This window comes from Desulfotruncus arcticus DSM 17038, assembly GCF_900113335.1.
Classification (GTDB): Bacteria; Bacillota; Desulfotomaculia; order Desulfotomaculales; family Desulfallaceae; genus Desulfotruncus; species Desulfotruncus arcticus.
This window is the reverse complement of sequence record NZ_FOOX01000001.1, coordinates 390,797-416,821: the sequence shown is the minus strand read 5'-3', so window position 1 is coordinate 416,821 and position 26,025 is coordinate 390,797. Positions and strand designations below refer to the sequence as shown.

Sequence of the window (26,025 nt, the reverse complement as noted above, 5' to 3'; positions counted from 1 at the left end):
ATATAATAAAGGCTATTTGTAAAAATATTAAGAAAATTCAGCCAAGTGGTATTATTTTTATACTGAATGGTTTTTAATTATATGACTAACCATTTAAACTCATAATCATCCGTTCAGGGAAAACTGAGCCAGGTTAGTTAAAAAGGTGGAATACTCTCCCTAAAATAAAAAAAACCGGGGTTGCTTCCCGGTTAATAACAAGTTCCGAATAAATGTTAGAAGTCTACGCTTTCTGTTAAATCTTCGTCGTTTATATCGTAACTCATATGATGACTTTGATAGTTTTGTGAACTATCATGAATAAGAATTTCTTGGCAGATATTTTTAATGTGCTCACTTATTCTAAGAAATGAATTTATTAAATCCAAGTGTAGTGAACTGGTTGATATGGATTGGGCCGTGCCGTCTTTGAGACGGTTAAAGTGCTTCGCCCTGAGGCGTCTTTCCATACGTGATATTTCCGGGTACATCTTGGCTGTTTTAGAGGCTAATTCTTTATCATTGGAGAATAGGGCCAGGTTACACATTCTTACCATATCGCACAGGTAATTGTGCATATCTTTAATTTCTTCCCAGCCGGCCTCGGAAAACTTGCAGCCCCTTGCAATTTTACAGCTTGCAATATAGGTAATGTCTTTTTCGATGATGTCACCAATGTGTTCCAGGTCATTTACAATATGCATGTAGCTCATAGAACGGTAAAATTCCTGGCGTGAAAGGGGCTGGCGCATAATGTCCGTTAAATACCGGGTAGTAGCTTTATATAATACGTCAAGGTAATCTTCTTTCTTGTTAATCTTATCAAGTAGTTCAACGCTGCTTAACTCAAATATGGTTATAACCGAAGTTGTCATATCAAAAACCTGGTCGGAAGCGTGGTTAATTTCTTTTGAAACGAGACCCAAGGCTATTGATGGGGTGTTAATAAGCTTGGTATCAAGAAACTTTGGCTTTAGTTCGACTGTGCTGCTTGTTTTGTCATGCTTTTCGGGCACGATTTTTTGCAATAACCTGGCGAAATAAGAGGTAAAGGGTAGAAAAATTATAGCAATACCAATGTTGAACAATGTATGGGCGTTTGCCACTTGGTAACCCGGTGAAGCTGTTAATTTGGCAAGTAAAACAGCATAAGGAGTAACAAAAGGAAACAACAGCAAAACCCCGGCCATTTTAAATAGCAGGTGAGCTGTGGCTACACGCTGAGCTTCTCTGGATGAACCTAAGCTTGTAAGTATCGCCGTGAAAGATGTTCCTATATTGGCGCCAAATAAAAGGTAGATGGCGGAATGTAAGGATACCATCCCTTGCATGGACAAAACCATAATTATACCAACAGAAGCTGCGCTACTGTGTACTAGAAAGGTAAATACTGCAGCGGCGGCTATAGCCAACAGTGGATAGTCACTGGCGCTCATCAGCATTTGTTTGAAAAACGGCGCATCGCGTAGCGGGTGCATAGTATCGGACATTATTTTTAAACCTAAAAACAATAAACCAAATCCCAGAAGAGCCTGGCCTATTCGTTTATATTTATCGCGCTTGCTGAAAAAAATGATTGTTGCCCCAATACCAACTATAGGTAAAGAAATCTCGGTTACGTTAAGTGCAATTAACTGGGCGGTGACTGTTGTTCCTATATCGGCACCCAGTATTACCCCCAGGGTTTGCTTTAAGGTCATTATTGATGCGCTGGTTAAGCCCACAAGAATAACTGTTGTAGCGGTGCTGCTCTGGAAAAGAATTGTAACTAAAGCCCCAACTATCAAGGCTGTTAGCCTGTTGTGAGTTAAGGTGCTGAGTATGTTGCGCAATCTGTGACCGGCAATTTTTTGCAAGCCTTCGCTCATGATGTACATACCATAAAGCAAAAGGCCCATGCCTCCTATAAGCCCCAGCGTAATAGATTCCCAAAGCTCCAAGTTCACTCACCTCAAGTCGGTCTATGTTAAGATAATGTTAAGTTGATATTAGCTAATTGTAAATTAATTAACTTTTTTTTTCAACATTTAATTAATTTATTAGTTTATATTTTTAATAATAAAAAGGATTCGGGTAAATAATGTCGAAAAACTACCTTTAAATACCAATACTTTATATACCAGCAGCTGAAGGTGGATCAAATATGCGCAGGGTACCGACAAAAATGCTAAAACCGGGTATGAGAGTCGGCCGTTCTGTTATTAATGCAAATGAACATGTTTTATTGGCCGCGGGTACTTTACTAACTGAAACATTTATTACCCGGCTGCAAAAATTAAACATTCCTTCCATATATGTCGACGACGGCTTCTTGCCTGATATGCAATTTGAAGATGTTATATCCGAAAAGGTCAGATATAAAGCAATGCAGCAAACTAAGAAGGTTTTTAATGATTTTCATTATACAAAATCTTTGGTTGGGTTAGATAAAATAGCAACTATAGTTGATGAAATTATTGATGAGCTGCTAAATAGCAAAAATATCATGGTTAATTTAGTTGACATACGCAGCAATGATGAATATACTTTTGGCCATTGTGTTAATACCTGTATTTTATCAATGATAACTGCTATTCGGTTGGGCTACAGTCCTAATAGGCTGCGGCTGCTGGCAATAGGTGCGATTTTGCACGATCTGGGCAAAACGTTGATACCACCGGAAGTATTGAACAAGCCCGGTAAACTGACAGCCGAGGAATACAACATAGTTCAAAAACATTCTGAGTATGGGTTTGAATTGTTATGCCAAAATACTCAATTCGAAAATGCCTCCAGGCTTGTTGTTCTTCACCACCATGAAAGGTATAACGGTACCGGATATCCCCATGGTCTTGCGGGAAACCAAATTCCGCAGAATTCGGCCATTGTAGGTTTGGCTGACATGTATGATGCATTGACAGCCGACAGGGTATACCGCAATGCCTATCTACCCCATGAAGCTTTTGAAATGCTTGCCGCCAGTGGTGATTACTTATTTGAATTTGATATTGTTAAAGCGTTTTTACATCATGTTGCCGCATACCCTATGGGAAGTTTGGTTAAGCTTAATACGGGCGAAATTGCTGTTGTTGTGGAAAACCGGCCAGGGTTTTCTCTTAGACCTAAATTGAGAATATTATTTCTAGCAAATAATAAACCATGCACAAGCCAAAGAGAAATAGACTTGGCAGAGGTGAATAATTTAACCATCACTCAAGTCCTAAATGACACTATCGAATTGGATTTGCTAAAAAGTAAGCATATAAAAATCAACCTGGTCTAAAATAATATAATTTATAAGTTATAACATCTGAGTAAAAAACCAAACCCCAACCCTTAAGGATGGGGTTTGGTTTTTGGGGCTGACTTAACTTTTCTGCTTTTTAATCTCTTCTTCTCGCAATGTGCGCCTTAATACTTTACCAACAATTGTTTTGGGAAGTTGTGTACGAAATTCAACTAATTTAGGTACTTTGTATTTGGCTAGGTTGTTTCTGCAGTAATCGATAATCTCTTCTTCTGTTACCTGTTGGCCTTCTTTTAACACAATAAATGCTTTTACGGTTTCTCCGCGATAAGGATCGGGAACACCTGCGACAACAGCTTCCATAATTTTGGGGTGCTCAAATAATACTTCTTCTATATCTCTCGGGTAAATGTTGAAACCGCCCGCAATAATCATATCTTTCTTTCTGTCAACAATATAAAAGTAGCCGTCTTCATCCATTTTGGCAATGTCTCCGGTATAAATCCAACCATCTCGTAGAGTTTTAGCTGTTTCCTCGGGCATATTCCAATATCCTTTCATCGCTTGAGGACCTTTGATACTTAATTCACCGATTTCGTTCGGAGGCAACTCTCTTTCACCAGATTCAAGATCTACAATTTTACAGTCAGTATCCGGCAGTGGAATTCCAATCGAACCAGCTTTACGGGTTCCCGATACAGGGTTGCAGTGTGTAACCGGCGATGTTTCAGATAACCCGAAGCCCTCAACAAGGCTACCACCGGTTAATTGTTCGAACTTTTCCGCTACTTCTATCGGTAGGGGAGCTGACCCGCTAATGCAACCTTTAATTGAATTAATCCCATACTCTTGTACATCTGGGTGGTTAATGATAGCTATATACATGGTTGGAGCTCCAGGAAAGAAAGTCGGCTGGTATACTTTGATTAATTCCAAGCATTGCTTAATTTCAAAGCGTGGCATTACAATCATTGTTGCAGCATTTACGATACTGAAATTCATACAGGTGGTCATAGCATAAGAATGGAAAAAGGGCAATGCGCACAGAACTTTTTCCTGGCCATATTCCATGTTTTCAAACCAGTATGTTACTTGAAGAGCGTTTGCGGTTATATTGCGATGTGTTAACATGGCTCCTTTGGAAACCCCTGTTGTGCCGCCGGTGTATTGGAAAACAGCCACATCATCCATTTCCACAGGTACCTGAGAAAAAACAGGAGGATATTTTAACAACAGCTCCTCTGCTTTAATAACGCTATCATCTTTTTCTGCAGGCTGCCCAAGTGAAAAAAGAATAATTTTTTGCAGCGGAGTGACATCACACACTTTATTAATTAACGGGTAAAATGCATCATAGGCAATAATTATTTCCGCGCCGGAATCGTTTAAAATGTGTTCTAATTCACGTTCCACATACATGGGGTTTACCTGTACCACAATGCCTCCAAGCTTTAAAATAGCCATAAAAGCCATAACGTAATGTGGGCTGTTGGGAGACATAATTGCTACCCGGTCACCGTTTTTTACACCTAGATCAGCAAGGGCGTTGGCACATTGATTAACCATACCTTGCAGCATTTGAAAGCTTATTTTGATCCCTGAAAAAATAATGGCCTCGCGTTCAGGAAATTCGGCAGCTATTTTATCAAGAAATTGGGGCATTGTTAAATCGGGATAGTCAATTTGAGCCGGGATTTTAGCTGGGTAGCTTTTTAACCAGATCTTATCGCTTTCAGTCAAAATGCACACCTCCTTAATAAATGAGTATTCATTCACAATTTTTTGTATACTTACATTTCGACAAGTTTTTGAGCAATACCTTTAGACTTTTTATATTTTTTAAAAAAATTATATTATTCTAAAACAAATTAATTCGTTAAATTATTAAATACCTTCCCTGCACCTCTTTTTCCCCTGTTGGTTAACGTGTCAGCGGCATGGATGTCTGACTGGTAAAATACTATACTTGGATCTTTAAATAAAATAGGGACAAGGTGCTTGTCCCCTTGTCCCCATGTCCTAATATTTGACTTAACTTGCTTTTTTTATTGTTACTGCGCAAACTTTTAACTCCGGTATTTTGGCAACCGGGTCCCTGGCAGAGTTTGTCAGCTTGTTAATAGCTACTTCCGGGAAATGGAACGATGTAAATACCATTCCCTTCGGCACGATATCGGTAAGGCGGGCTTGAACCATAACTTCCCCGCGACGGGATTGAACTTTAATCATTTCACCTTCCGTTATGTTGATCGCAGCTGCATCGGCTGGATTGATTTCAAGGTATTCTGTGCCGTAATGCACTTCCAGTGCTCCGGTGCGCTGGGTCATCGTACCTGTATGGTAGTGAAAATGCCGCCGACCGGTGCTGAGAACAAACGGGAATTCGCTATCCGGTTGCTCTGCGGGTGGAATGTATTCCACCGGGTTAAACTTACCGAGACCTCGCACGAATTTATCTTGATGCAGGTACATCGTGCCGTCGTGCTCGGAATTGGGGCAGGGCCACTGGATGCCGCCCTGTTCCAGGCGTTCATAGGAGATGCCGGCATACGAAGGGGTTACCGATGCTATTTCATCAAATACCTCTGAGGCGAACGCATAGTTCATTGGATACCCCATAGCCGTGGCTACGTCACAGATGATTTGCCAGTCGGCCCGGGCATTGCCTACGGGATCAATGGCCTTACGCACACGCTGGACCCTGCGTTCGGTGTTGCTGAAAGTGCCGTCCTTTTCAGCAAAGCTGGCTGCCGGTAAAACCACATCCGCCAGTGCTGCAGTTTCAGTCAGGAAAATGTCCTGAACAACTAAAAAGTCCAGTTTTTCCAGTGCATGCTCCACATGCCGGGCATCAGGATCAGACAGTACGGGGTTTTCCCCCATGATATACATGCCTTTGACTTGACCTTCGGCTGCAGCCTCCATCATTTCTCCAACGGTTAAACCAGGTTTGGCCGGCATTTGGTTTACGTTCCATGCTTTGGCAAACTTGCTGCGGTTATCGTCCACGGTTACAGCCTGGTAACCGGTGTAAACATTGGGCAGGGCCCCCATATCGCAGGCGCCCTGAACGTTGTTTTGCCCGCGCAGGGGGTTGACGCCGCTGCTGGGTTTGCCTATTTGGCCGCATAACATGGCCAGGTTGGCAACGGCAAATACATTATGGGTACCGCAGATATGCTGGGTAATGCCCATGGTATAAAGAATTGTGGCATTATTAGCTTTGGCGTAACCTCTGGCTGCTTCACGTATTACATCAGCCGGAATCCCGGTTATGTCTTCGGCATAATCCGGTGTGTATTTAGCCACTGTTTCTTTAAGGGCTTCAAAGTCCTCTGTTCTGGTGGAAACAAATTCTTTATTCCAGATTTTCTCTGTAATAATAACATTGGCCATGGCGTTTAACAGTGCGATATCAGAGCCTGATTTCAATTGCATGTGAATGTTGGACAGTTCTGCAATTTCAGTGCGCCTGGGATCAGCCACTACCAGAGTTGCCCCGCTGCGCTGGGCTTTTTTTACCTGCAAGCTGATGATGGGATGCGATTCCGTGGTATTGGTGCCAATAGCCAGGATAAAATCAGCTCCGGAAATCTCTTTGATGCTGTTGGTCATTGCTCCGCTTCCAAATGAAGCCGCCAGACCGGCGACTGTCGGAGCGTGTCAGAGACGGGCGCAGTGGTCGATACTGTTGGTACCGAGTACTGCGCGGGTAAATTTTTGCATCAGGTAGTTTTCTTCATTGGTGCAGCGGGCCGAACTTAGGACGGCCAGCGAGTCCGAGCCGTAATTGGCTTTTATTCCGCTTAATTTTGCAGCTACCAGGCCGATGGCTTCTTCCCAGGAAGACTCCACAAATTTTCCGTTTTTCTTGATTAACGGGCTGGTCAGGCGGTCGGGGTGATGAATGAACCCGTAACCAAAACGTCCTTTAACGCACAGCGCCCTACCGTTGACGTCACCGTCACAAGAGGTAACGCCAACAACCTGATTGTCTTTGACGTTCAATTCAAAACTGCAACCAGTACCGCAATAGGGGCAAGTTGTTTTTACTTTTTCTACTTCCCATGTTCTGGCTGTCGAACGCAGACGCTTTTCCTGTAACGCTCCCACCGGGCAAACAGCGACGCAGTTGCCGCAAAAAACGCATTCCGATGCTGAAAGAGGAACATCCATCGCGGGAGTTATCTTGGCATCAAACCCGCGATACGCGAAATCTACTATATTTTTACCTTGAATTTCAGCACAGGCACGGATACATTTGCCGCACAAAATACACTTATTCATGTCCCTGACAATGAATGGGTTATCATTTTCAATGGGATAAGCATGTTTTTCGCCATCAAACGTTTCTGTTTTAACACCGTACAGGTACGCATAATCCTGCAGGCTGCACTCGCCGTTTTTGCCGCAGGTCAAGCAGTCTGTTGGGTGATTGGCCAGCATTAGTTCCAGAATAGTCTTTCTGGCTTCAATTACTGCCTCTGATTCGGTATGCACCACCATGCCTTCTGTAGCCTCTGTAACACAGGAAGCAGGCAAATTGCGCATGCCTGCAATTTCCACAATGCACATGCGGCAGGCGCCAAACTTGGTCAGTTCCGGGTCGTGGCAAAAAGTGGGAATAAATAGCCCGGCTTGCCTGGCGGCTTCCAGCACGGTTGTCCCTTTGGCTACGGTCACCTGAACACCGTTAATGGTTAAAGTTACTTCTGCCACCGGAAGTTATCCCTCCTTCCTTTACTAATCTTTGTTTAGCTTGGAGATGATATCTTGAAGCCCCAGTGCTTCGCCCCAGGACACTTCTACAAATTGGCCGTCTTTTTTCATCTGAGGTGCCGGAGGAGCATCCAGGTACTTCAATTCAAGTCCCAGCCGGCCTTTAAGGCAAAGGGGTCTGCCATTGCCGGACGCCTTGGGCACTACACCAATATTTTGACCATTTTTACTTAACACGTAAAATGAACAGCCACTGTCACAAAAAGTGCACGTTACTTCCTGCTTTTGCATTTCCCAAACGCGACCTTTGCCGGCCAGCGGTTTCCAGGTTAGCGCTCCCACCGGGCAAACTGTTATACACCGGCCGCAGTAAACACAATCTGATTCTCCCAGCGGGGTATCCATGGCAGTGACAATTTTGGTGGCAAAGCCGCGGTAACCAAAATCAATGATGCTTCTTTCCGGTATGGCGTTGCAGGTGCGTACACAGCGCCCGCAAAGAATACATTTATTGGCATCACGGATTATATACGGGTTGGTATCATCAAGGGGATAATCTTTTCGTTCTCCCTTAAAGCCTGACTCCTTGACGCCGTAACGGAAGGCGTAATCCTGCAGCCTGCAGTCCCCGTTCTTTTCACAGGTTAAACAATCCTGGGGGTGATTGGCCAGCAGCAGTTCAAGGATAGTTTTGCGCGCTTCCACCACTGCGGGGGATTCGGTGTGTACTACCATACCTTCGGTGACCTCGGTAACGCAGGATGCCGGCAGGTTGCGCATCCCAGGGATTTCCACTACGCAGATGCGGCAAGCGCCAAAACGCGTGATCTCGGGGTCGTGACAGAAAGTAGGGATGAAGATTCCTGCCTGCCTGGCTGCGTCCAGCACCGTGGTTCCTTTGGGAACTGATATTTTAACCCCGTTGATAGTTAGGGATATATATGACAACTAATTTCCCTCCTTTGCAGAGAGTTGTACAACTTATAGCAAATAAATTTTAGGCTTTGTAAATTGCCTCAAACTTACAGCCTAGGATACAAGAGCCACATTTGATACATTTTGCGGTATCAATAGTATGCGGTTCTTTCTTTTCACCGGAGATGGCGCCGGCCGGACAGTTTTTGGCACACTTGCCGCAGCCTTTGCATTTTTCCGGATCAATCATGTATACCAGCAGGCTGGTACAGGCTCCAGCCGGACAACGTTTGTCTTGAATGTGGGCAAGGTATTCATCTTTAAAATAGCGCATGGTTGAGAGAATTGGGTTCGGACAGGTCTGACCCAAACCACAAAGGGCTGTGTTTTTAACTACGCGGCCAAGGCGTTCTAAAGTATCCAGATCTTCCATCTCGCCTTTACCTTCACAAATGCGGGTGAGAATTTCCAGCATCCGCTTGGTGCCCTCACGGCAAGGTGTACACTTACCGCAGGACTCAGCCTGGGTAAAAGTCAGGAAGAAGCGGGCCACGTCAACCATACAGGTGGTTTCGTCCATTACCACCAGGCCGCCGGACCCCATCATGGCTCCTGCAGCTGTCAGAGAATCGTAATCAACCGGCAGGTCTAAATTTTCCTCAGGGATACAGCCGCCGGAAGGACCGCCGATTTGCACGGCTTTAAATTTCTTGCCGTCTTGAATACCGCCGCCGATGGTGAAAATGATATCACGCAGGGTCATGCCCATAGGCACTTCCACAAGTCCGGTGTTATTTACTTTACCGGTTAGGGCAAAAATTTTGGTGCCTTTGCTTTTCTCGGTACCCAGCTTGGCATACGCATCTCCGCCGTTGCGAAGAATGTAAGGCACGTTGGCATAAGTTTCAACGTTATTTAAGTTGGTTGGCTTGCCCCATAAGCCGCTTTGGGCGGGAAACGGCGGTCTGACCCTGGGCATGCCGCGGTTGCCTTCTATTGAGGTCAGCAGCGCGGTTTCTTCGCCGCAGACGAAAGCGCCCGCACCGGCCTTGATTTTAAGGTGGAAATTAAAGCCTGAATTAAAAATGTTGTCGCCGAGGATGCCATACTTTTCAGCCTGGGCTATGGCTATTTTTAAACGCTCAATAGCCAGCGGGTATTCAGCCCGGACATAAATATAACCTTCATCGGCACCCACTGCGTAAGCGCAGGTTAACATACCTTCAATCACTGCGTGGGGGTCGCCCTCCAAAACACTGCGGTCCATAAATGCGCCCGGGTCGCCTTCGTCTGCATTACAGACCACGTATTTTTTATCGCCTTGTGCTTGTCTGACAAAACCCCACTTCATGCCCGTAGGGAAACCGGCCCCGCCGCGTCCGCGCAAACCGGATTTTTTAACTTCCTCCACCACTTCTTCGGGTTTGAGCTCAAGCAGGGCTTTAGCAAAGCCGGCATAACCGTCGTTGGCAATATATTCAGCAACATCTTCGGGATTGATATGCCCGCAGTTATGCAATACCAGCCTTTGTTGTTTAGCGTAAAAAGGCACAGTCTCATAAGTTTTGGCCAGGTCTCCGGTGGTCGGGTCCTTATATAGCAACCTTTCTACTATTTGACCGTTTAGCAGGTTTTGCTCAACAATTTCCGGCACATCTGTATCCTGAACCCGTACATAAAAAGTCTTATCTGGTTCCACAATCATCAGCGGGCCTTGTTCACAAAAACCGTGGCAGCCGGTAATAGTGATTTTAACTTTATCGGTAAGATTATGTTTTTGCAGTTCCTCTTTCAGTACATCAACCAGTTTCCTTGAGCCTGACGAAGTGCAGCCTGTACCGGCGCAGATCAAGATATTTTTCTTCTCTGATCCTTCAGACATGTGCATACCAGCTAACATATCCGTCCTTTTATTCCGGCAGGATTCGTCTTCGTGGCAAATCGGACCTTCTTTGCGGCACTTGATGAAGTCCCGGCACGGATTTTGTGGCTCATGGGTACATTTTTCACAACATTTGTCCAGTAAGTTATTCAATTGCCAGGCCTCCTTCCTATTCGTACTTTTTAACTACAGAAACGGCCTTGTCAGGGGTTAAGCGGCCATGCGTGTCATCGTTAACCATCATAACCGGAGCCAGACCGCATGCGCCCAGGCAGGCCACAGTTTCAAGCGTATAGCGGCGATCTTCGGTTGTTTCATTTTTGCCTACCCCAAGGTCTGTGGAAACCGCATCAAATACCTTGGCAGCACCACGCACGTGGCAGGCAGTACCCTGGCACATCCTGATAATATTGCGCCCGCGGGGCTTCAGGTGGAATTGGGAATAAAAAGTCGCTACACCGAAAGTTTTACTGAAAGGCACTCCAATTTCCTGTGAGATTTTTTTCATGACGTCACCGGGCAGGTAGCCAAAAACTTCCTGCGCTTCCTGCAACAGAGGAATTAGTGCACCCTTTACATTTCGGTATTTGTCAAACACTTCTTGCAATTTCTGATAGTTGGCTTCCAGGTTTTGCTCACACTTGCATGCCGACAAACCATTTCCCTCCTCTCATTGTTTCGACAACAATACATTAGCCCAGGATATTTAGCCCGAGCTATAATTATTAGAATTCAGAATTCAGGAGTCAGGAGTCAGAATTTAGAATCCAGCGGTTGGCATGTCCCGAACAGGTTCTCGGAATATGATTTCTGACTACTGACTTCTAAAAGGTTCATAAGTTATTAACAGCGAAAATCCATTAATCTCTCTTCAGTTACAAGCAACTGTACCGGAATATCATGTTTATCAGGATACACATGAGACTGAATTTGTAATTCAAATGCCAGTGCTAAAAGAATGACGTCCCTGCGGGTACGCAGTAAAAAACGGTCATAAAAGCCACCGCCATAACCAAGCCTATTCCCAGCTTCATCAAAAGCCACCCCGGGAATTATCACCAGGTCAATTTCTTCGGGATCTATGGGTCTGATACATTCCGGCCTGGGTTCCAGAATCCCCCATGCCCCGGGTGCCAGATCGCCCGGGAAATCATGCAGCAATGAAGGAGTGAGCTTTTTGTTTTTAATATCGGTTATCGGTATAGCTATCTTTTTGCCGTTGGCCAGTGCGTCCTGAATTATGCCGGATGTTGGCACTTCATTGCGGAAATCAACATAAGCCATGATGGTGTTGGCATTTTGATATTCCGAAAGAGTAAATAATTTTTTGATAATTGTCTTGCTTTTCTGTTCAATTTCTTGGGCTGAAAGGGCGTTACGTATTGCGATAACATTATTTCTTAATTCGTTTTTAGACACGTTAATTCCTCCATAAATACTTTTCCAGAGAAATTTTTCAATTTTCTATGGTTATTATTCTTCTGTAAAAAAATAAATCCTTCCTATAAAATACATTAGAAAGGATTTATAACGACGTCCGATATGGTAGTCTATAACGAGTATACTTTACTGTCTTCAAGAATGCTAACATTGTTTTCTTGTAAAACCTTGATTGCCTCGTCAAGCTGTTCAACTCGGAAAACCACCAGGGCCGCATTGGTTGCTTTTTGTAAAAAAGCGTAAAGGTATTCTATATTAATGCTGACATTTTGCAATATTTCCAGAACTTTAGCCAATCCACCCGGGTCGTCCTTAACTTCTACTGCTATAACATCGGTGGTGCTAACGGTAAAACCGGCTTCCTTCAAGATCTGGTAAGCTGTGTCGGGGTTATTTACTATTAGGCGCAAAATACCGAAATCGGTGGTGTCGGCAATGGAAAGGGCTCTAATATTGATGTTATTATCGCCAAGAACCCTGGTTACCTGTGCCAGGCGGCCCGATTTATTTTCTAAAAAGATTGATATCTGCTTAACTTTCACCTGACATCCCCCTTTCTATTCGTTTGGGATATTCATACGTTGGGGACATTCCCCGAAGAGGTGTGTCCCATTTCCTTATAGTTCCCGTTTATCCATAACTCTTTTGGCTTTACCTTCACTGCGCGGGATTGTCCGCGGTTCGACTAATTTGATGCGGGCGGAAATGCCCAGTATGCTAAGAATCCGGGCTTTAAGCCTCTTTTCCAGGTCCTCCAATGCCCTTACTTTATCTGAGAAAAATTTATCACTAATTTCCACCCAAATTTCCAGGTCGTCCAACGTGCCTTTGCGATCGACCACCAACAGGTAATGTGGTTCCGTGTCGCCAAATTCAAGCAATACACTTTCAATCTGAGACGGAAAAACGTTAACTCCCCTGATAATCAACATGTCATCAGTACGCCCGGTCACGCGCTGCATACGTACAAAGGTTCGTCCGCAGCCGCATTTATCCTCATGAAGAACCGTTATATCCCTGGTACGGTAGCGGATAATGGGAAGAGCTTGTTTGGTTAAAGATGTTAGCACAAGTTCGCCCGGTTCTCCGTATGGCAACGGTTTAGCTGTTTCCGGGTCGATAATTTCAGCAATAAAATGATCTTCAAAAATATGCATGCCCTTCTTTTCTGGGCATTCCATTGAAACGCCGGGACCCATAACCTCGCTTAACCCGTATATATCCAGCGCCATTATATTTAACTTTGCTTCCAGTTGGGCCCGCATGCGTTCGCTCCACGGTTCAGCGCCAAAGATGCCGGCTTTTAATTTCAGATCCCTGGGGTCCAGTCCTGCGTTGATAATTTCCTCGCCCAGGAACAAAGCGTAAGACGGTGTGCAGGTAAGAATTGTGGTGCCGAAGTCACGCATTAACATGATCTGTCTGGCAGTATTACCTCCTGAAATGGGGACCACTGTGGCCCCCAGCCGCTCCGCACCGTAATGAACTCCCATGCCACCCGTAAACAATCCATAGCCATAAGCGTTTTGCACTACGTCACAGGTAGTCCCTCCAGTTATAACCAGTGCCCGCGCCATTAAATCCGACCAGTTGGTGATGTCGTCCCGGGTGTAACCTACTACAGTAGGTTTGCCGGTGGTGCCCGAGGAAGCATGAATCCTGACTACCTCGTCCATTGGTACGGCAAATAATCCAAAGGGATAATTGTCCCTCAAATCTTGTTTGGTTGTAAAAGGTAACTTTTGTAGATCATCTAAAGATTTAATATCACCTGGTATTAAGCCTAAATTATCAAAGCTGTTACGATAAAAAGGAACATTATCGTAAACACGTTGAGCTGTCTGCTTCAACCGTTCTATTTGTAAATCTTCCAGCTGTTCCCGCGGCATGGTTTCATATTCCTTTTGCCAGTACAACTTTAAACCTCCCTTCACCAATTATTAAAAAGATAGCATAACTTGTCATCAAAAAAAAGAGTATTTTTATCTGTGCGCAAGCAAAACTATAAAACTTCCACCGGGATTGAGAAAATTGACTCCACCTCGGACCAGTGACTTCCCAAAAGATCTCGTCCGTTAGGGTCAAAGGCAATCTGCGGCAGAATAACAAGGTCCGGGCAGGGGTGCTGATCCAGATAGTTTCTAATGGCATTAATTATATCACGTAATACCAATAGCCCGGCTGTTTTAATTGAACCTCCGAAAAAAAGATTGGGAACAGGTATAACCGTAAGTGAATGATCAATATCATATTTATTGAGGGCCATTGTTAAAACATTTGCTGCCATCTCCGAGGCAAGCAGCACGGTATTTTTAGCCGAACGCCTTGACGCGATTTGAACGATATCCTCGATTAAAGAAAGATCTATATCATATTCCATTACCAGGCCGGAGCTTTCCCCTGCGGCTTTATTGATAACTACTTTACTGGCTTTAGTAGTATTTTGGATCAGCAAAATTGGATTTGCCGCCTTTTTTACCATATAAAAGGCATGAGCACGGGAAAAAGCTTCTTTTCCATTAACAGTTTGTATTATGTGCCCCCGTTTGATTCCGGCCATATAAGCAGGTGAGTTTAGAATAACACCGGCAACTTCAGGCTGGAGATTAGTCAGCAAAGGTGGCTCAACAGTTAAAGGCGTTCTGACTTGTTGGGCAAGTTCGCTTACTGTCTGACGAAGCTGCTGCGGCATATTTTCCCGATAACACAAATTTCCTTGCACCAGGCGGGTATAACCGGGAATAAATATGCGAATGGTTTGTGCTCCGCAGTTATCAAGGTACGTTATTGTTTCTTTAAAATCCGCCCAACCAGTCAGGTGCGGCATAGCTACAACACTGCCGTGCCAGGTTAATCCGTATTTGCCGAGCAAGGCTGCTGCTGCCACCGCTTTTTCTGACCGTGCGTCGCCCATCAACTGATGGCGCAAGTTGACGCTATTAAGCGAAAGATAAATGGTTACCGGTGCAATTGACTGTAAAAAAGCCAGCTGTTCGGCGTCCAGTAACGATCCGTTAGTGGTAATCTGAATGGTATTATGCGGCAGAGCTTTGCGTATTATTGATAAAACTTCTTTAATTTTAGGGTGGGTAAAAGGCTCTCCTTCATTTATTCTTGTTACCGATTCCCCTATTATGACAGGTTTTTGGGGATCCAGTAAAGTTACTATATCAGATAATTGTTCAGTTTTTAGCGGTTTAAGGTTGAACGCTTCAACGCCGGGTGGATTTTGCATATTGCTGCAAAATACACATCTCACATTGCACTGAGAAGTTATCGGCAGAATATTGCTATGCCCGGCAGCCCAGTAAATTAGTCTTTCGACATAATTTGATAAAAAATTATTCAATAGATCACCCACAAGTTAACCTCTGATATGTCAAGTTATTAACAGACTTATCCACATTATCCACAGCAGGCGTAAGCTAGTTTAAATAAAAATTCTACTTTGCTTAGCAAAATACCTATATTAAGATAAAATAATAAACTTTGAATAACAAGGACTTTGACAGTTTGGAGATATATATAGGTCATAATTTCATAACAAGCAGTGTTAAACTGCTGTTTATTTTGTGGAAAAGTCTATAGATTTAATATCTGTCCTCACCCAGTTTTAGTCCAGGCACAGCGTTTAATGTCAGTGGAGCAAAATCATGACGTAAATACTTGAAATAAGCGGCACAAGCAATCATGGCAGCATTATCTGTGCAAAGAATTGGCGGAGGGGTTATTAAATCCAGGCCCAAAATGGCGGAACGGTAACTTAGTTCATCTCTCAAAAGCTTATTTGCAGCTACCCCGCCTGCCAGCATAATCGTATTTGTATCAAATAATTCAGCTGCCTGCAGTGCTTTATCCACTAATACATCTACCACAGCCCGGCGAAAACTGGCCGCAACGTCAGGTTTGTTAACAGGAATCCCTTTTTGTTTACACCGGTTAAGGTAATTGATAACTGCTGTTTTAACGCCGCTAAAACTAAAATCCAGACTTTTTTCTTCCAGATATGCGCGAGGGAAAGCAATTGCTTTATCATTACCCAAAGCTGCCAATCCGTCAATTTGCGGCCCGCCCGGGTAACCTAAACCAAGCACTCTGGCAACCTTGTCAAATGCCTCACCTGCGGCATCGTCTCTGGTGCTGCCGAGTAATTGGTAATTGCCGTGGCTTGGTATTAAGACTAAGTCAGTGTGGCCACCAGAAACCACCAGACAAATAATTGGAAATTGGGGGCTGGGATGGTCCAGCATATTGGCATAAACATGACCTTCCATGTGATTTATCCCTATCAGCGGTATATCCAGACCAAAAGCAATAGCCTTGCCGGCCGCCACACCAACCAGGAGTGCCCCAACAAGCCCGGGCCCGTAGGTTACGGCTACAGCGTTAATTTGGCTAAAATCTATAACTGCTTCATCTAAAGCTTGTTCTATAACACTGTTTATTAATTCCAGGTGCTTACGGGAAGCAATCTCAGGTACTACCCCACCGTATTTTTGATGTACTTCGATTTGTGATGAAATAATATTAGATTTGATTTTAGCTCCATCTTCCACCACAGCAACTGATGTTTCGTCACAGGAAGTTTCAATTCCTAAAATGGTAATGCACATAATAAAGTCTCCTCACTTAATATCTGTACTGAAAAATTGTGGTTCAACAGCCCGTGGTCCGTAAATTGTCATTGCGAGGAGCGAAGCGACGTGGCAATCTCGGACCCCAGAGTAACCACAAGCACAATGGCGGGCGGACAGGATCGTCCGCCCCTACAACCTTTTTCCAGCCTATTGGTGTCGCTTGAGAGCATAAAAGTTAATTTAATGATCCGGTTATCGGTAGGTTTTCTTATTTATTATAACCCCAAAAGCTGGCATAGAATAATATTGATCTCTGTTCACGGAGGGCCGATTATGAAGCTAAGTGTTGTTTCCTATAATATAAAACATGGCCTGGGAATTGGCGGCAAGGTTTCATTAAAAACTATAGCTTCTACTATTGCAAGTACAGGAGCTGATATTGCCGGCTTGCAAGAGGTTGATTATTTGCGCCCAAGAAGCGGGTTTATGATACAATCCCGCAAACTTGGTCAAATGCTGAGTATGCAATCAGTTTTCGGTCCAACCATAAAATGCTTCGGTTTACCGCGATTCGGTAATGCGATTCTTTCTAAATTTCCTGTCAGTGGATGGGTTAATTATCAGCTGCCCAGCAAGTGGGAAAAAAGATGTTTATTAAAAGTTAAAATTAAAGCAGAAAATAAAGATATAGCTTTTTTTTGCGTTCATCTTGGCCTTAATCAGCTAGAAAGGATAAAACAAGTCAACAAGATAATTGAATATGCCTGGGAGGAACCCGGCCCCCTAATTTTAGTCGGAGATTTTAATGCCAGGCCTGATTCAGATGAAATTAAAAAAATAAAGACCTTGTTCCGACCGGTTGACCCGGAAGGACTTTGGCCTACTTTTCCTGCCAACAAGCCTGAGCATAAAATTGATTATATTTTTTATTCTGCTCACTGGAAGCTGATTAAGCCATTCTTGATTAATAGTCAGGCTTCAGACCACTTGCCTTTGGGGGCTGAATTTGAGCTAAATTATTAAAATTAGTCAGATTTGTTCACCAAGTTCGGCTAAAACGTCTCTCATTACTTTACCGGCGCTTTCATTAACTACAACAGTAGCTTCTTCATCCCATTGGGTCTGCGTTTGGTTAATAATAACCAATTGCCTCGCCACGCCCGGAAGCCCTGCCACCGGGTAAACAGTTAGGCTGCTTCCAACAACAAGCAGCAGTTGGCATCCGGAAATCGCTTGTGACGCCTGGTAAAAAGCTTCACTCATTTTATCCTCAAAAAGTACCACATCCGGGCGTAAAACACCTGAACATAATGGGCATAACGGTGGGTTTTCACCTTCAATAAAAAGCCTGGTAAGTTCCTCGAACGGATATCTTTCTTTGCACTCTGTACAATGACATGTGCGTAAATGACCATGAACTTCCCACACCCTGGTTGAACCAGCGCGCACGTGAAGGCTGTCAATGTTTTGGGTTATGATACCAAGCAATAAATTGTTTTTCTCCAAATGTGCCAGCGCGTAGTGCGCTATATTGGGTTTAGCGTTGTTAAATTCCGTCCATCGTTTTAAATTAGTTGAATAAAAACCGGCCGGGTCTCTGCGTAAAGCAGTTAGGCTGGCGGTTTTAGCCGGATCTTGTTTTTCCCAAAGGCCGGTACCCGGGCTGCGATAATCGGGGATGCCGCTTTCTGTGCTAATGCCGGCACCTGTAAGTGCTATTGTTTTTGTGGATTCTTTAATCAGCCGCGCAATTAAACTAATTTTCTCACCATATTGCACTGGCTACCCTCCAATAATTATTATTCTTAATGTTTATTTCATTATCTTAAAATTGTTTTTATATGTCAATTATGAACTGGGTAAACCCCATGCCGCTAAACGCAGCATTAATGAAAATTACGCAACACCAGTCCACGAAGCACAATTTACAAGGTAGTGTTATATGTCGCCATGTTTATCATGATGATTAAAAGTGTAAATAATCATTACATAAAAACCAGCAAAAGTGATATATAATTATTTAGCGTTAGATTAAATTTGATTGTATTTATTTGAAAATTTAAATATTTTTAAAAGTTTGCACATATTGGCATATTTATTGCATATTTATTGCGTTAATTAAAATAATTGATTTGCCTTTATCAAATATATAATAACGGAGGTGGGAAACAAGCATGAAACAGCCATTATGGGTTCCCTCACAGGAAAGGGTCAACAACGCTAATATGACTAAATTTATGGCGTTTGTAAATAATATGTTTACAAATAATATTTCGGACTTTACTCAATTATACAAGTGGTCAATTGACCAGCCAGCCGATTTTTGGTACGCTGTTTGGGAATTTAGTGGAATAACCGCTTCATGTAAATGGGATAGTGTTGTCATTAACCGGGATGATATGCTGGTGTCCCGTTGGTTCCAGGGGGCCAGGTTAAATTTTGCCCAAAATTTAATGCGCTATCGTGATGATAAGACTGCACTGGTTTTTAAAGGCGAGGGACAAGAACCAAGGCGAATTACTTATATTGAGCTTTATGACCAAGTAGCCCGGCTAGCTGCGGCAATGCGTGAGATGGGTATTCAAGCCGGCGACCGGGTGGCTGGATTTATGCCCAACATGATCGAAACGGTTATAGCCATGCTTGCTGCAAGCAGCATAGGGGCTATTTGGTCGTCCTGTTCCCCGGATTTCGGAATTAAGGGCGTTTTAGATCGTTTTGGCCAGATTCAACCCAAAATTTTGTTTACAGCCAATGGATACTTTTATAATGGTAAAAAAATCGATTCTTTAAATAGAGTTGCCAGTATCATCAAAGAAATACCTTCTATTGAAAAAGTTGTTGTAGTTCCATATACAGAAGCTGATCCTGATATTTCCGGCCTGCCTGGTGCTGCTATATTTTCAGATTTTCTGTCACCAGTGGATAATTTGGAAATTGCCTATGAGCAGCTTCCGTTTGATCACCCGCTGTATATCATGTATTCCTCCGGTACTACGGGAGTTCCCAAGTGTATTGTTCACGGCGCCGGTGGGACGCTGATACAGCATCTAAAGGAGCTTATGCTGCACACAGACCTAAAACGTGAAGACACGATATTTTATTTTACTACCTGCGGTTGGATGATGTGGAATTGGTTGATCAGTTCACTGGCTGTTGGAGCAACAGTATTACTCTATGACGGGTCTCCTTTTTATCCTGGCCCGGAAACATTGTTTAAAATGGCTCAGGATGAGAAAATCAGCGTATTTGGCACAAGCGCAAAGTACCTGGCCGCAGTTGAAAAGGAAGGCGTAAAACCGGCGCAGTTATTTGATCTGGCAGCATTAAAAGCAATTCTGTCAACAGGATCTCCGCTCTCCGTAGAGAGTTTCGAATATGTCTATCGTGATATCAAAGAAGATGTTTGCCTTTCCTCTATTTCCGGGGGGACTGATATTATCTCCTGTTTTGCTCTGGGTAACCCTATTGGCCCGGTTTATGCGGGGGAACTGCAGTGCCGGGGATTGGGAATGGCTGTTGATGCATTTGATTACCAGGGCAATTCCTTGCTAAACCACAAGGGTGAACTTGTTTGTAAATCGTCCTTTCCCTCCATGCCAATTTATTTCTGGAATGATGAGGGAGACAAAAGATACCAAAAAGCGTACTTTAGCGTATTTGAAAATACCTGGCACCACGGAGACTACATTGAGGTAACAGATACAGGTGGAGTTATCATTTATGGCCGCTCTGATGCAACCTTGAATCCAGGTGGCGTGCGTATAGGAACTGCGGAAATCTACCGGCAGGTGGAATCTCTTGAAGAAGTTAAAGACAGTCTGGTAGTGGGGCAAAACTGGGATAATGACGTAAGGGTGGTACTGTTTATTAAATTAAGCGATGGCTTGGCATTTAACGATGAGCTTGTTGCCAGAATTAAAAAAGTAATTCGGGAAAACGCAACACCTAGGCATGTTCCTTCAAAAATCATTCCCATTGATGATATTCCGTACACTATCAGCGGTAAAAAAGTGGAACTTGCCGTACGTAATATTATCCACAATGAAGCTGTTGAAAATAGAGACGCTCTTGCCAATCCTGAAGCACTTGAACTGTACAAAAATATACCGGATTTGCAAAACTAATAAGAAACACGCGCTTAATAGTTCCCTCAGCGCGCGCGTTCTAATACTTTATACCTTAATCCTTGCCATATATATGGCAAGGACTAATTTCCTTGTAAAGTGAAACAAGAGGTCCGGTTACCATCCGGACCTCTCTTTAAATATAAAAAGCGCGTGTTAAGGGAACTGATTATACGCGTTTTTTTACTGGTTATACTTACTAAGCAGAAATTCCAATAATCTTTCAAATTGCATATTTACTAAATCATTTATGTCTGTGTTCGTTTCGGCTGCTCTTTTTTCAATTATCCTGATCTGATTCATCAGGTACTCATGAATGACATGTTCTACAACCTGATCTTCGCTCCAACCAGTTTTTTTTGCAAGCTCTTCGATCAGCGTCATAACATTTTCAGAAAAATTAAGTTCAATTTCCTTATCCTGACTCATAGGTTCACCTTTCCAGCAATTTAATTATATTTTTTTGGGAGTTTAATTTATTCAGTTATCTTTTTGCCGCAGTAACTACAGTATTTACCACCCTCAGGCAGTTCTTTACCGCAATCGGTACAGTTGGGCGGTACTGGTTGCATGGAGCTAATCTGATCTTCAAGGTCTTTCATTTCAATTTCAAGCTCTTTTGTTGATTCAATTAAGCGTTTAAGTTCTTCTTCTACGCTGTCCCGTCCGGTTTGCTGTTGGTAGTACAATGCCCCAATACCCGCAAGGTTATTTTCCATTTCTTTTTCCATTTTTCTTAATTCGTGTTTCATTTTGGTTACTTCCAATAGCTCAGATGATTTTTTAGTTAAATCCCTGGCCTTGTCGCCCGCTTTACCGCTAAAATCCTTGGCTCTACTGCCAAATTGCTTGGCACTTTCAGCAATTTTTTGAATGAATGGCATATAATCACCTCCGGTTAAAAATAATTAATTCAGCGAGATTATCTAAAACCCTTGTGTACTTGATTATATTTATGAATATTTTTCACAAAAAATAAGCCTTTTTCAAGTATAATAGGTCAAAGGGGTGAAACACATGCCAAACATCCTACAGCGTCACTGGCAGACCCATGTTAGGCAGGTAACAGGTGATGTACTTGAAGCTCAAACCATTTATTGCGGAACTGATGGTGAATCCGGTGCTATGCTAACAGTTGAGGCAGGGAGCTTTAAGATTATTGATGCCCTACTTGAAAGCTATTCCCCTCCGGCTCAGGTATCCAGAATAGATGGCTTATTAGGGGAAGAGGCATATTTCAACTGTGGCCCTGTTTTAAAAAGAGCAGTTGGCGGCCTTGGGGAACTGCCGCGGTCACTGTTTGCTGAAACAGTACGTGGGATTATCCAAGCAGAAACATTTATCTGGGAAAAACGTGGTTATGCTTCATCAGCAGCATACAGTGATTTTTGGGAAAAATTTTATTTAGGTTCTTGTCGCTATTATAGTAACCTGGATAAAATTTCTCAAAAGTGGGATGAGTATGTAGCGTACCCCCGCTCAACAAATTTGTTCAATCGCTTTAAACAACAGTCAGTTGACTTTATAACCGGAAAGGGTTATGGGATTAATGTAAAGTTAAGTGATTCCTTTCATGAAATGAATCTTGACCTGGAGTTGGACTTGCAGTATAAAATAGTTCATGCGGCAGGGTCTATTTTAAGGGCTCCGGATCTTATATGTTTTGAGGCGACACAATTAATTGAGAATTTGGAAGGACAATTTATCACCCAGCTTGATAAAAAGCAAATTGCTAAATTACTGGGCATGGGTAATGGTTGCGTTCATTTAATTGATATGGTTAACGATGGAGTGGTATCTAGTAAAATTGTTGAATCGGGAGGTGGTATAATTTAACAAAAATTTTTTGTTTAAAATTTATCTCATGAGGTAAAATACGGTAAATTGAGGTGATCTAATGAGCTTTAATAAAGAAGCTGATTACAGGGTAAACTTTCGCGAGAACGGTAAAATTCTTAGCGTTGAAATAACCTGCTGCGGTAAGCATATCGGAGAAATTAGATTTGAAGATGGTCAAACCAAGGTATGCCCGGAGTGTGGGGTGACACACTCAGTTAAAATCCAGCATAATCATTTTCACTTATCCCGCATTAAATAAAAAACGTGAACTTATAGGAAAAGTGGGTGGCACATCTCTTCGAGGAATGTCTCCACATAAATTCCATTTGCGTCCGCGTTTAATACTTAATCTTTAGCATCATACCATATATATGACAGGAATATATGGTATGATGCACTTTTCTAAATTATAACAAAGAAAAGAGGAAAATAAGCATGGCAGGTAAAAAACAAGCCAATAACGTTGCAAATAAAAGGTTTTCCAAACCGTATAAGATCACACCTGCTGAAGTTTATGTAAATAATGATCTTAATGCTTGTGAGCCAAAAAAGAAGTAATGCAGTAAATTTAATTGTCGCTTTCCTTCATCATGGTAATAGCTTTAGTGCTAAGGACCACGGGAAACATGCGAATATACTTTGGTCTAAGAAAAGTGGCAGGTAAAAAGGAATTAGTGGTAATCAGCTTCTTTTCTATTAGTAGTTTAGTAATATCAATGGCTTGCTGCTCCGATAAGCCCAAGTTGTCAATAACTTTACCCATTGCATCCTCTAGAAAAAAAGTACATTTTTGGGCGTGGTACAGTTCACGTAAAACTTTTTCCAGTTCCTCCGGTTCCATAATGCTTGACATAAAATACACTCTCCTCTTTATATCAATTAAAAAGCTCGGTTGCCAGGCTGATTAAATTAGATAAGTTATCAGTTAAGTTTGTTTGTTTGATTAAACATATCTCCAGGTTACTTTCTTGAATAACAAATATTGCCAAAGGGTCAAGAATTATACAGCCCCCCCCTGTGCAAAAATGTTTGGTTGTCCCGCTATAAATGCTGGTTACATTAACGATAGGTATTAAAGAACCACCTGGGAATATAACTGGATTCCCAACAGCTATATTGGTGTCATAACTATTAGAAAATGTTTTGCCTTTTTCTGAAATCAACTGCGAGTCCTCCTGAAGAAAACCAAAATTTTTCAGGTTAGTATAACAGTATTTTAGATTTTTTCAAAATTAAATTTCCCTTACCGGAATAATAATCTTTTTATCTTTTACGGAGAGTATTCCGTCGGGCGAAAGACGTAGTTCAGGTAAATGGGTTGCTGAAAGGAATAAAATTGTGTATAACAGGTCATAGTGCGGGTGACCTCGTTCCGCCAAAAGCTTATATAATTGAGAACAATGGACTATTAATTCATCGACCGGCTTATTGCTCATGATACCGCTTAACGGAAGAGGCAGCTCATAAATAACGTCGTCGTTTTCTGTTAAGACAACCCCGCCTCCTATCTCAAACATCCTTTTGGTAGCATGAAGCATTTCCAGGGGGTCACGGCCAAGTACAATTATATCTCCCGTAATAGTATTAGAGCAGGCCATTCCGGCTAGATTATCGGCAAATCCCTCTAATATACCATTACAGACCCAATTCCCTTCTTTGTTTAACAAAGTGGCATAAATTAAACCTTTTTCTTGGGCGATATCAATCATTCCATGCTTGATTGGCAGCTTGCGGTCCTTTCTCTTGGTTATGACGGGATTAACCAGTGTCATAACCGGGTATTTATCTTCCACTGCAGGCGGGGCCATGTTTTCCGGTTTCATAGCCGGAGCTTGTGAACTCATAGGTGATATTCCATACCTGGACCAGCTTGGTTTCGGCAGCTTAATCAGAGGCCTGCTGTCTTCAGCCACAATTTTTCCCTCGGCCATTACTTTTATCGGAGTAGGGTTTAGCGGTTGCTCGAGGAATAAAATATCGGCCAGCTTGCCGGGAGCGATTCCGCCTAATTCGTCATCCAAACCATAATATGTCGCCGGGGTTAGGGTAGCCATTCTATACGCTTCGATGGCGGGAACGCCTGTTTCAATTGCCAGGCGCAGAATATAATCGGTAAAACCGTTCTTCATACTTGGGGGAGTAACACCATCTGTAGTAATCATACACCGGCGAAGATCACTATTTAAATTGATCAAATCTTTTATTATCGCAGGCAGGTCCGGACGTAATGAGCTATGTCTAAGTGTTGCATACATGCCCAGTCGCAGCCGGTTTAGCGCCTCCTCTCCGGTGATGCTTTCATGGCAGTCCGAAACTCCTCCGGCTGCAAGGGTGTTTAAAGTGTGCCAAGAGGCCCCGGGCGCGTGTCCTTCTACCCTTTTGCCCAACCTTAAAGCCAGTAGTATATTTTGCAGCATTTGCTCTTTTCCGGCAATCAGGGAGGGCCAGTCAGTAAGTTCGCCTACTTGCCTGGCCAGAGGGGTATTTAATAATGTTTCTATTTGGTCCGGCGCAAAGCGGGCCGCCCTTTTCTCAGATTGGGTTTGAGGGTCCAGACGCACGCTCCAGAGGAATTTTACCGGTAAGTCAAAAAATTCCTTCCATAAATCCAACAGGGTTTCAACATCCATGCTCATGAAAAAAAATAAATTATCACAAATCAAAGTAGTTGTACCCAGCGTCATTACCTTTTCGACAAGGGTTACCGGATTGTAAGTTTGGAAGGGATGCGCGTGAGGCTCAATATAACCAGGGCAGAGATAGAAATTATCCGCCGGTATGATTCTTGTCCTGTCATCAACCATGGATTGGGAATCACCAACATAAGCAATATGCTTGCCTTTTATAGCAATGTTGGTTTTGATGTATTCACCTGAATATACGTTAATCACTGTTCCACCTTGAATATAAGTGTCACAGCCAATTTCACCCTTTGCTGTGCGGATTAAATCATATAAAAGTACCTGGTTCATTGGGCGCAGCTTGTTGTTCTCCATGGCAACCTCCGTTTATCTGTTTTCTACAGAATTCAGAAGTCAGGAGTCAGAATTCAGAATATTTCATGACGATAAACCGTTCTTTCATTCTGACTCCTGACTTCTGAGTAGTTTATAAAACAATTATAGCACTCAGAAGCCAGGAGTCAGAAGTCAGAATAATTTTGGGCAACAAATCTCTAATTAATTCTGACTACTGAATTCTGCAATACATTTGGTATCAAAATTTGATAAAATGTCAATTATAATAAAAATGAGCTATTCAATATTGGGAATTCAGAATACAGTAGTCAGAATGCCCCAAGCCGTTTTCTTATTCTGACTC

At 42.9% G+C, this 26,025-nt stretch carries 23 protein-coding genes; 6 read left to right on the top strand and 17 right to left on the bottom strand.

The genetic code is table 11. The features are described from left to right. Nucleotides 1-215 precede the first annotated feature (215 nt). The gene (locus BM056_RS02085) at nucleotides 216-1,919 is read right to left on the bottom strand and encodes a Na/Pi cotransporter family protein (protein ID WP_092468224.1); all 1,704 of its coding nucleotides are present in this window, start codon (nucleotides 1,917-1,919) and stop codon (nucleotides 216-218) included. A gap of 203 nt (nucleotides 1,920-2,122) precedes the next feature. Between BM056_RS02085 and BM056_RS02080 the strand changes: the two genes are divergently transcribed. After that, a complete protein-coding gene (locus tag BM056_RS02080; protein ID WP_092468222.1) occupies nucleotides 2,123-3,241 on the top strand; it encodes an HD-GYP domain-containing protein in 1,119 nt (372 codons plus the stop codon). A gap of 84 nt (nucleotides 3,242-3,325) precedes the next feature. Here BM056_RS02080 and BM056_RS02075 read toward each other — a convergent pair whose 3' ends face one another. From BM056_RS02075 to tsaD, 10 genes are all read right to left on the bottom strand, one after another. Then, complete coding sequence (locus tag BM056_RS02075) at nucleotides 3,326-4,945, bottom strand: long-chain-fatty-acid--CoA ligase (RefSeq protein WP_092468220.1); 1,620 nt, start codon at nucleotides 4,943-4,945, stop codon at nucleotides 3,326-3,328. A gap of 291 nt (nucleotides 4,946-5,236) precedes the next feature. Next, a complete protein-coding gene (fdhF, locus tag BM056_RS02070) occupies nucleotides 5,237-7,924 on the bottom strand; it encodes a formate dehydrogenase subunit alpha (protein WP_092468218.1) in 2,688 nt (895 codons plus the stop codon). Nucleotides 7,925-7,948: 24 nt separating this feature from the next. Further along, the gene (locus tag BM056_RS02065) at nucleotides 7,949-8,872 is read right to left on the bottom strand and encodes an NADH-quinone oxidoreductase subunit G (protein WP_092468215.1); all 924 of its coding nucleotides are present in this window, start codon (nucleotides 8,870-8,872) and stop codon (nucleotides 7,949-7,951) included. Nucleotides 8,873-8,921: 49 nt separating this feature from the next. Further along, nucleotides 8,922-10,874: an NADH-quinone oxidoreductase subunit NuoF gene (nuoF, locus tag BM056_RS02060; protein ID WP_092468213.1), complete on the bottom strand. Its 1,953-nt coding sequence runs from the start codon at nucleotides 10,872-10,874 to the stop codon at nucleotides 8,922-8,924. Between the two features lie 16 nt (nucleotides 10,875-10,890). Continuing rightward, the gene (gene nuoE / locus BM056_RS02055; RefSeq protein WP_092468211.1) at nucleotides 10,891-11,376 is read right to left on the bottom strand and encodes an NADH-quinone oxidoreductase subunit NuoE; all 486 of its coding nucleotides are present in this window, start codon (nucleotides 11,374-11,376) and stop codon (nucleotides 10,891-10,893) included. 188 nt (nucleotides 11,377-11,564) lie between these two features. Then, entirely contained in the window at nucleotides 11,565-12,140 is a 576-nt protein-coding gene (locus tag BM056_RS02050; protein WP_092468209.1) for a 5-formyltetrahydrofolate cyclo-ligase, read from the bottom strand. A 131-nt stretch (nucleotides 12,141-12,271) separates the two neighbouring features. Further along, on the bottom strand, nucleotides 12,272-12,703 hold the full coding sequence (locus tag BM056_RS02045; RefSeq protein WP_092468207.1) for an ACT domain-containing protein: 432 nt from the start codon (nucleotides 12,701-12,703) through the stop codon (nucleotides 12,272-12,274). A gap of 75 nt (nucleotides 12,704-12,778) precedes the next feature. Then, entirely contained in the window at nucleotides 12,779-14,077 is a 1,299-nt protein-coding gene (locus BM056_RS02040) for a phenylacetate--CoA ligase family protein (RefSeq protein WP_238456265.1), read from the bottom strand. Between the two features lie 86 nt (nucleotides 14,078-14,163). Then, entirely contained in the window at nucleotides 14,164-15,522 is a 1,359-nt protein-coding gene (locus BM056_RS02035) for a DUF512 domain-containing protein (protein WP_092468205.1), read from the bottom strand. Nucleotides 15,523-15,751: 229 nt separating this feature from the next. Continuing rightward, complete coding sequence (tsaD, locus tag BM056_RS02030; RefSeq protein ID WP_092468203.1) at nucleotides 15,752-16,774, bottom strand: tRNA (adenosine(37)-N6)-threonylcarbamoyltransferase complex transferase subunit TsaD; 1,023 nt, start codon at nucleotides 16,772-16,774, stop codon at nucleotides 15,752-15,754. Nucleotides 16,775-16,900: 126 nt separating this feature from the next. On the opposite strand from tsaD, the gene BM056_RS02025 reads away from it, so the two are divergent. After that, nucleotides 16,901-17,761, top strand: a complete 861-nt coding sequence (locus BM056_RS02025) for an endonuclease/exonuclease/phosphatase family protein (protein ID WP_337833479.1) — start codon at nucleotides 16,901-16,903, stop codon at nucleotides 17,759-17,761. Between the two features lie 6 nt (nucleotides 17,762-17,767). On the opposite strand, the gene BM056_RS02020 is transcribed toward BM056_RS02025, so the two are convergent. Further along, nucleotides 17,768-18,517, bottom strand: a complete 750-nt coding sequence (locus BM056_RS02020) for an SIR2 family NAD-dependent protein deacylase (protein WP_092468199.1) — start codon at nucleotides 18,515-18,517, stop codon at nucleotides 17,768-17,770. Nucleotides 18,518-18,912: 395 nt separating this feature from the next. Here BM056_RS02020 and BM056_RS02015 point away from each other — a divergent pair, with 395 nt between their 5' ends. Further along, complete coding sequence (locus BM056_RS02015) at nucleotides 18,913-20,865, top strand: acetoacetate--CoA ligase (RefSeq protein WP_092468197.1); 1,953 nt, start codon at nucleotides 18,913-18,915, stop codon at nucleotides 20,863-20,865. A 183-nt stretch (nucleotides 20,866-21,048) separates the two neighbouring features. Here the strand turns inward: BM056_RS02015 and BM056_RS02010 are convergent, their stop codons facing one another. Both BM056_RS02010 and BM056_RS02005 read right to left on the bottom strand, forming a co-directional pair. Further along, nucleotides 21,049-21,294 (bottom strand): hypothetical protein, encoded by a 246-nt coding sequence (locus BM056_RS02010; RefSeq protein WP_092468195.1) that lies wholly within the window; start codon nucleotides 21,292-21,294, stop codon nucleotides 21,049-21,051. A gap of 47 nt (nucleotides 21,295-21,341) precedes the next feature. Continuing rightward, a complete protein-coding gene (locus tag BM056_RS02005) occupies nucleotides 21,342-21,749 on the bottom strand; it encodes a zinc ribbon domain-containing protein (RefSeq protein WP_092468193.1) in 408 nt (135 codons plus the stop codon). Nucleotides 21,750-21,882: 133 nt separating this feature from the next. Here BM056_RS02005 and BM056_RS02000 point away from each other — a divergent pair, with 133 nt between their 5' ends. From BM056_RS02000 to BM056_RS27110, 3 genes are all read left to right on the top strand, one after another. Then, nucleotides 21,883-22,701, top strand: a complete 819-nt coding sequence (locus BM056_RS02000; RefSeq protein WP_092468191.1) for a DUF2889 domain-containing protein — start codon at nucleotides 21,883-21,885, stop codon at nucleotides 22,699-22,701. A 61-nt stretch (nucleotides 22,702-22,762) separates the two neighbouring features. Beyond that, nucleotides 22,763-22,963, top strand: coding sequence for a hypothetical protein (locus BM056_RS01995; protein WP_092468189.1), 201 nt, complete (start codon nucleotides 22,763-22,765; stop codon nucleotides 22,961-22,963). Nucleotides 22,964-23,139: 176 nt separating this feature from the next. After that, entirely contained in the window at nucleotides 23,140-23,262 is a 123-nt protein-coding gene (locus BM056_RS27110; protein WP_274377499.1) for a hypothetical protein, read from the top strand. A gap of 10 nt (nucleotides 23,263-23,272) precedes the next feature. Here BM056_RS27110 and BM056_RS01990 read toward each other — a convergent pair whose 3' ends face one another. The 3 genes from BM056_RS01990 to BM056_RS01980 all read right to left on the bottom strand — a co-directional run bounded on the left by BM056_RS01990 (nucleotide 23,273) and on the right by BM056_RS01980 (nucleotide 25,700). Beyond that, entirely contained in the window at nucleotides 23,273-23,557 is a 285-nt protein-coding gene (locus tag BM056_RS01990; RefSeq protein ID WP_092468187.1) for a hypothetical protein, read from the bottom strand. Nucleotides 23,558-23,579: 22 nt separating this feature from the next. Beyond that, nucleotides 23,580-23,867 carry a hypothetical protein gene (locus tag BM056_RS01985; protein WP_092468185.1) on the bottom strand — a complete coding sequence of 96 codons (288 nt, stop codon included), beginning with the start codon at nucleotides 23,865-23,867 and terminating at the stop codon, nucleotides 23,580-23,582. A gap of 69 nt (nucleotides 23,868-23,936) precedes the next feature. Further along, a complete protein-coding gene (locus BM056_RS01980) occupies nucleotides 23,937-25,700 on the bottom strand; it encodes an adenine deaminase C-terminal domain-containing protein (RefSeq protein WP_092468183.1) in 1,764 nt (587 codons plus the stop codon). Nucleotides 25,701-26,025 lie beyond the last annotated feature (325 nt).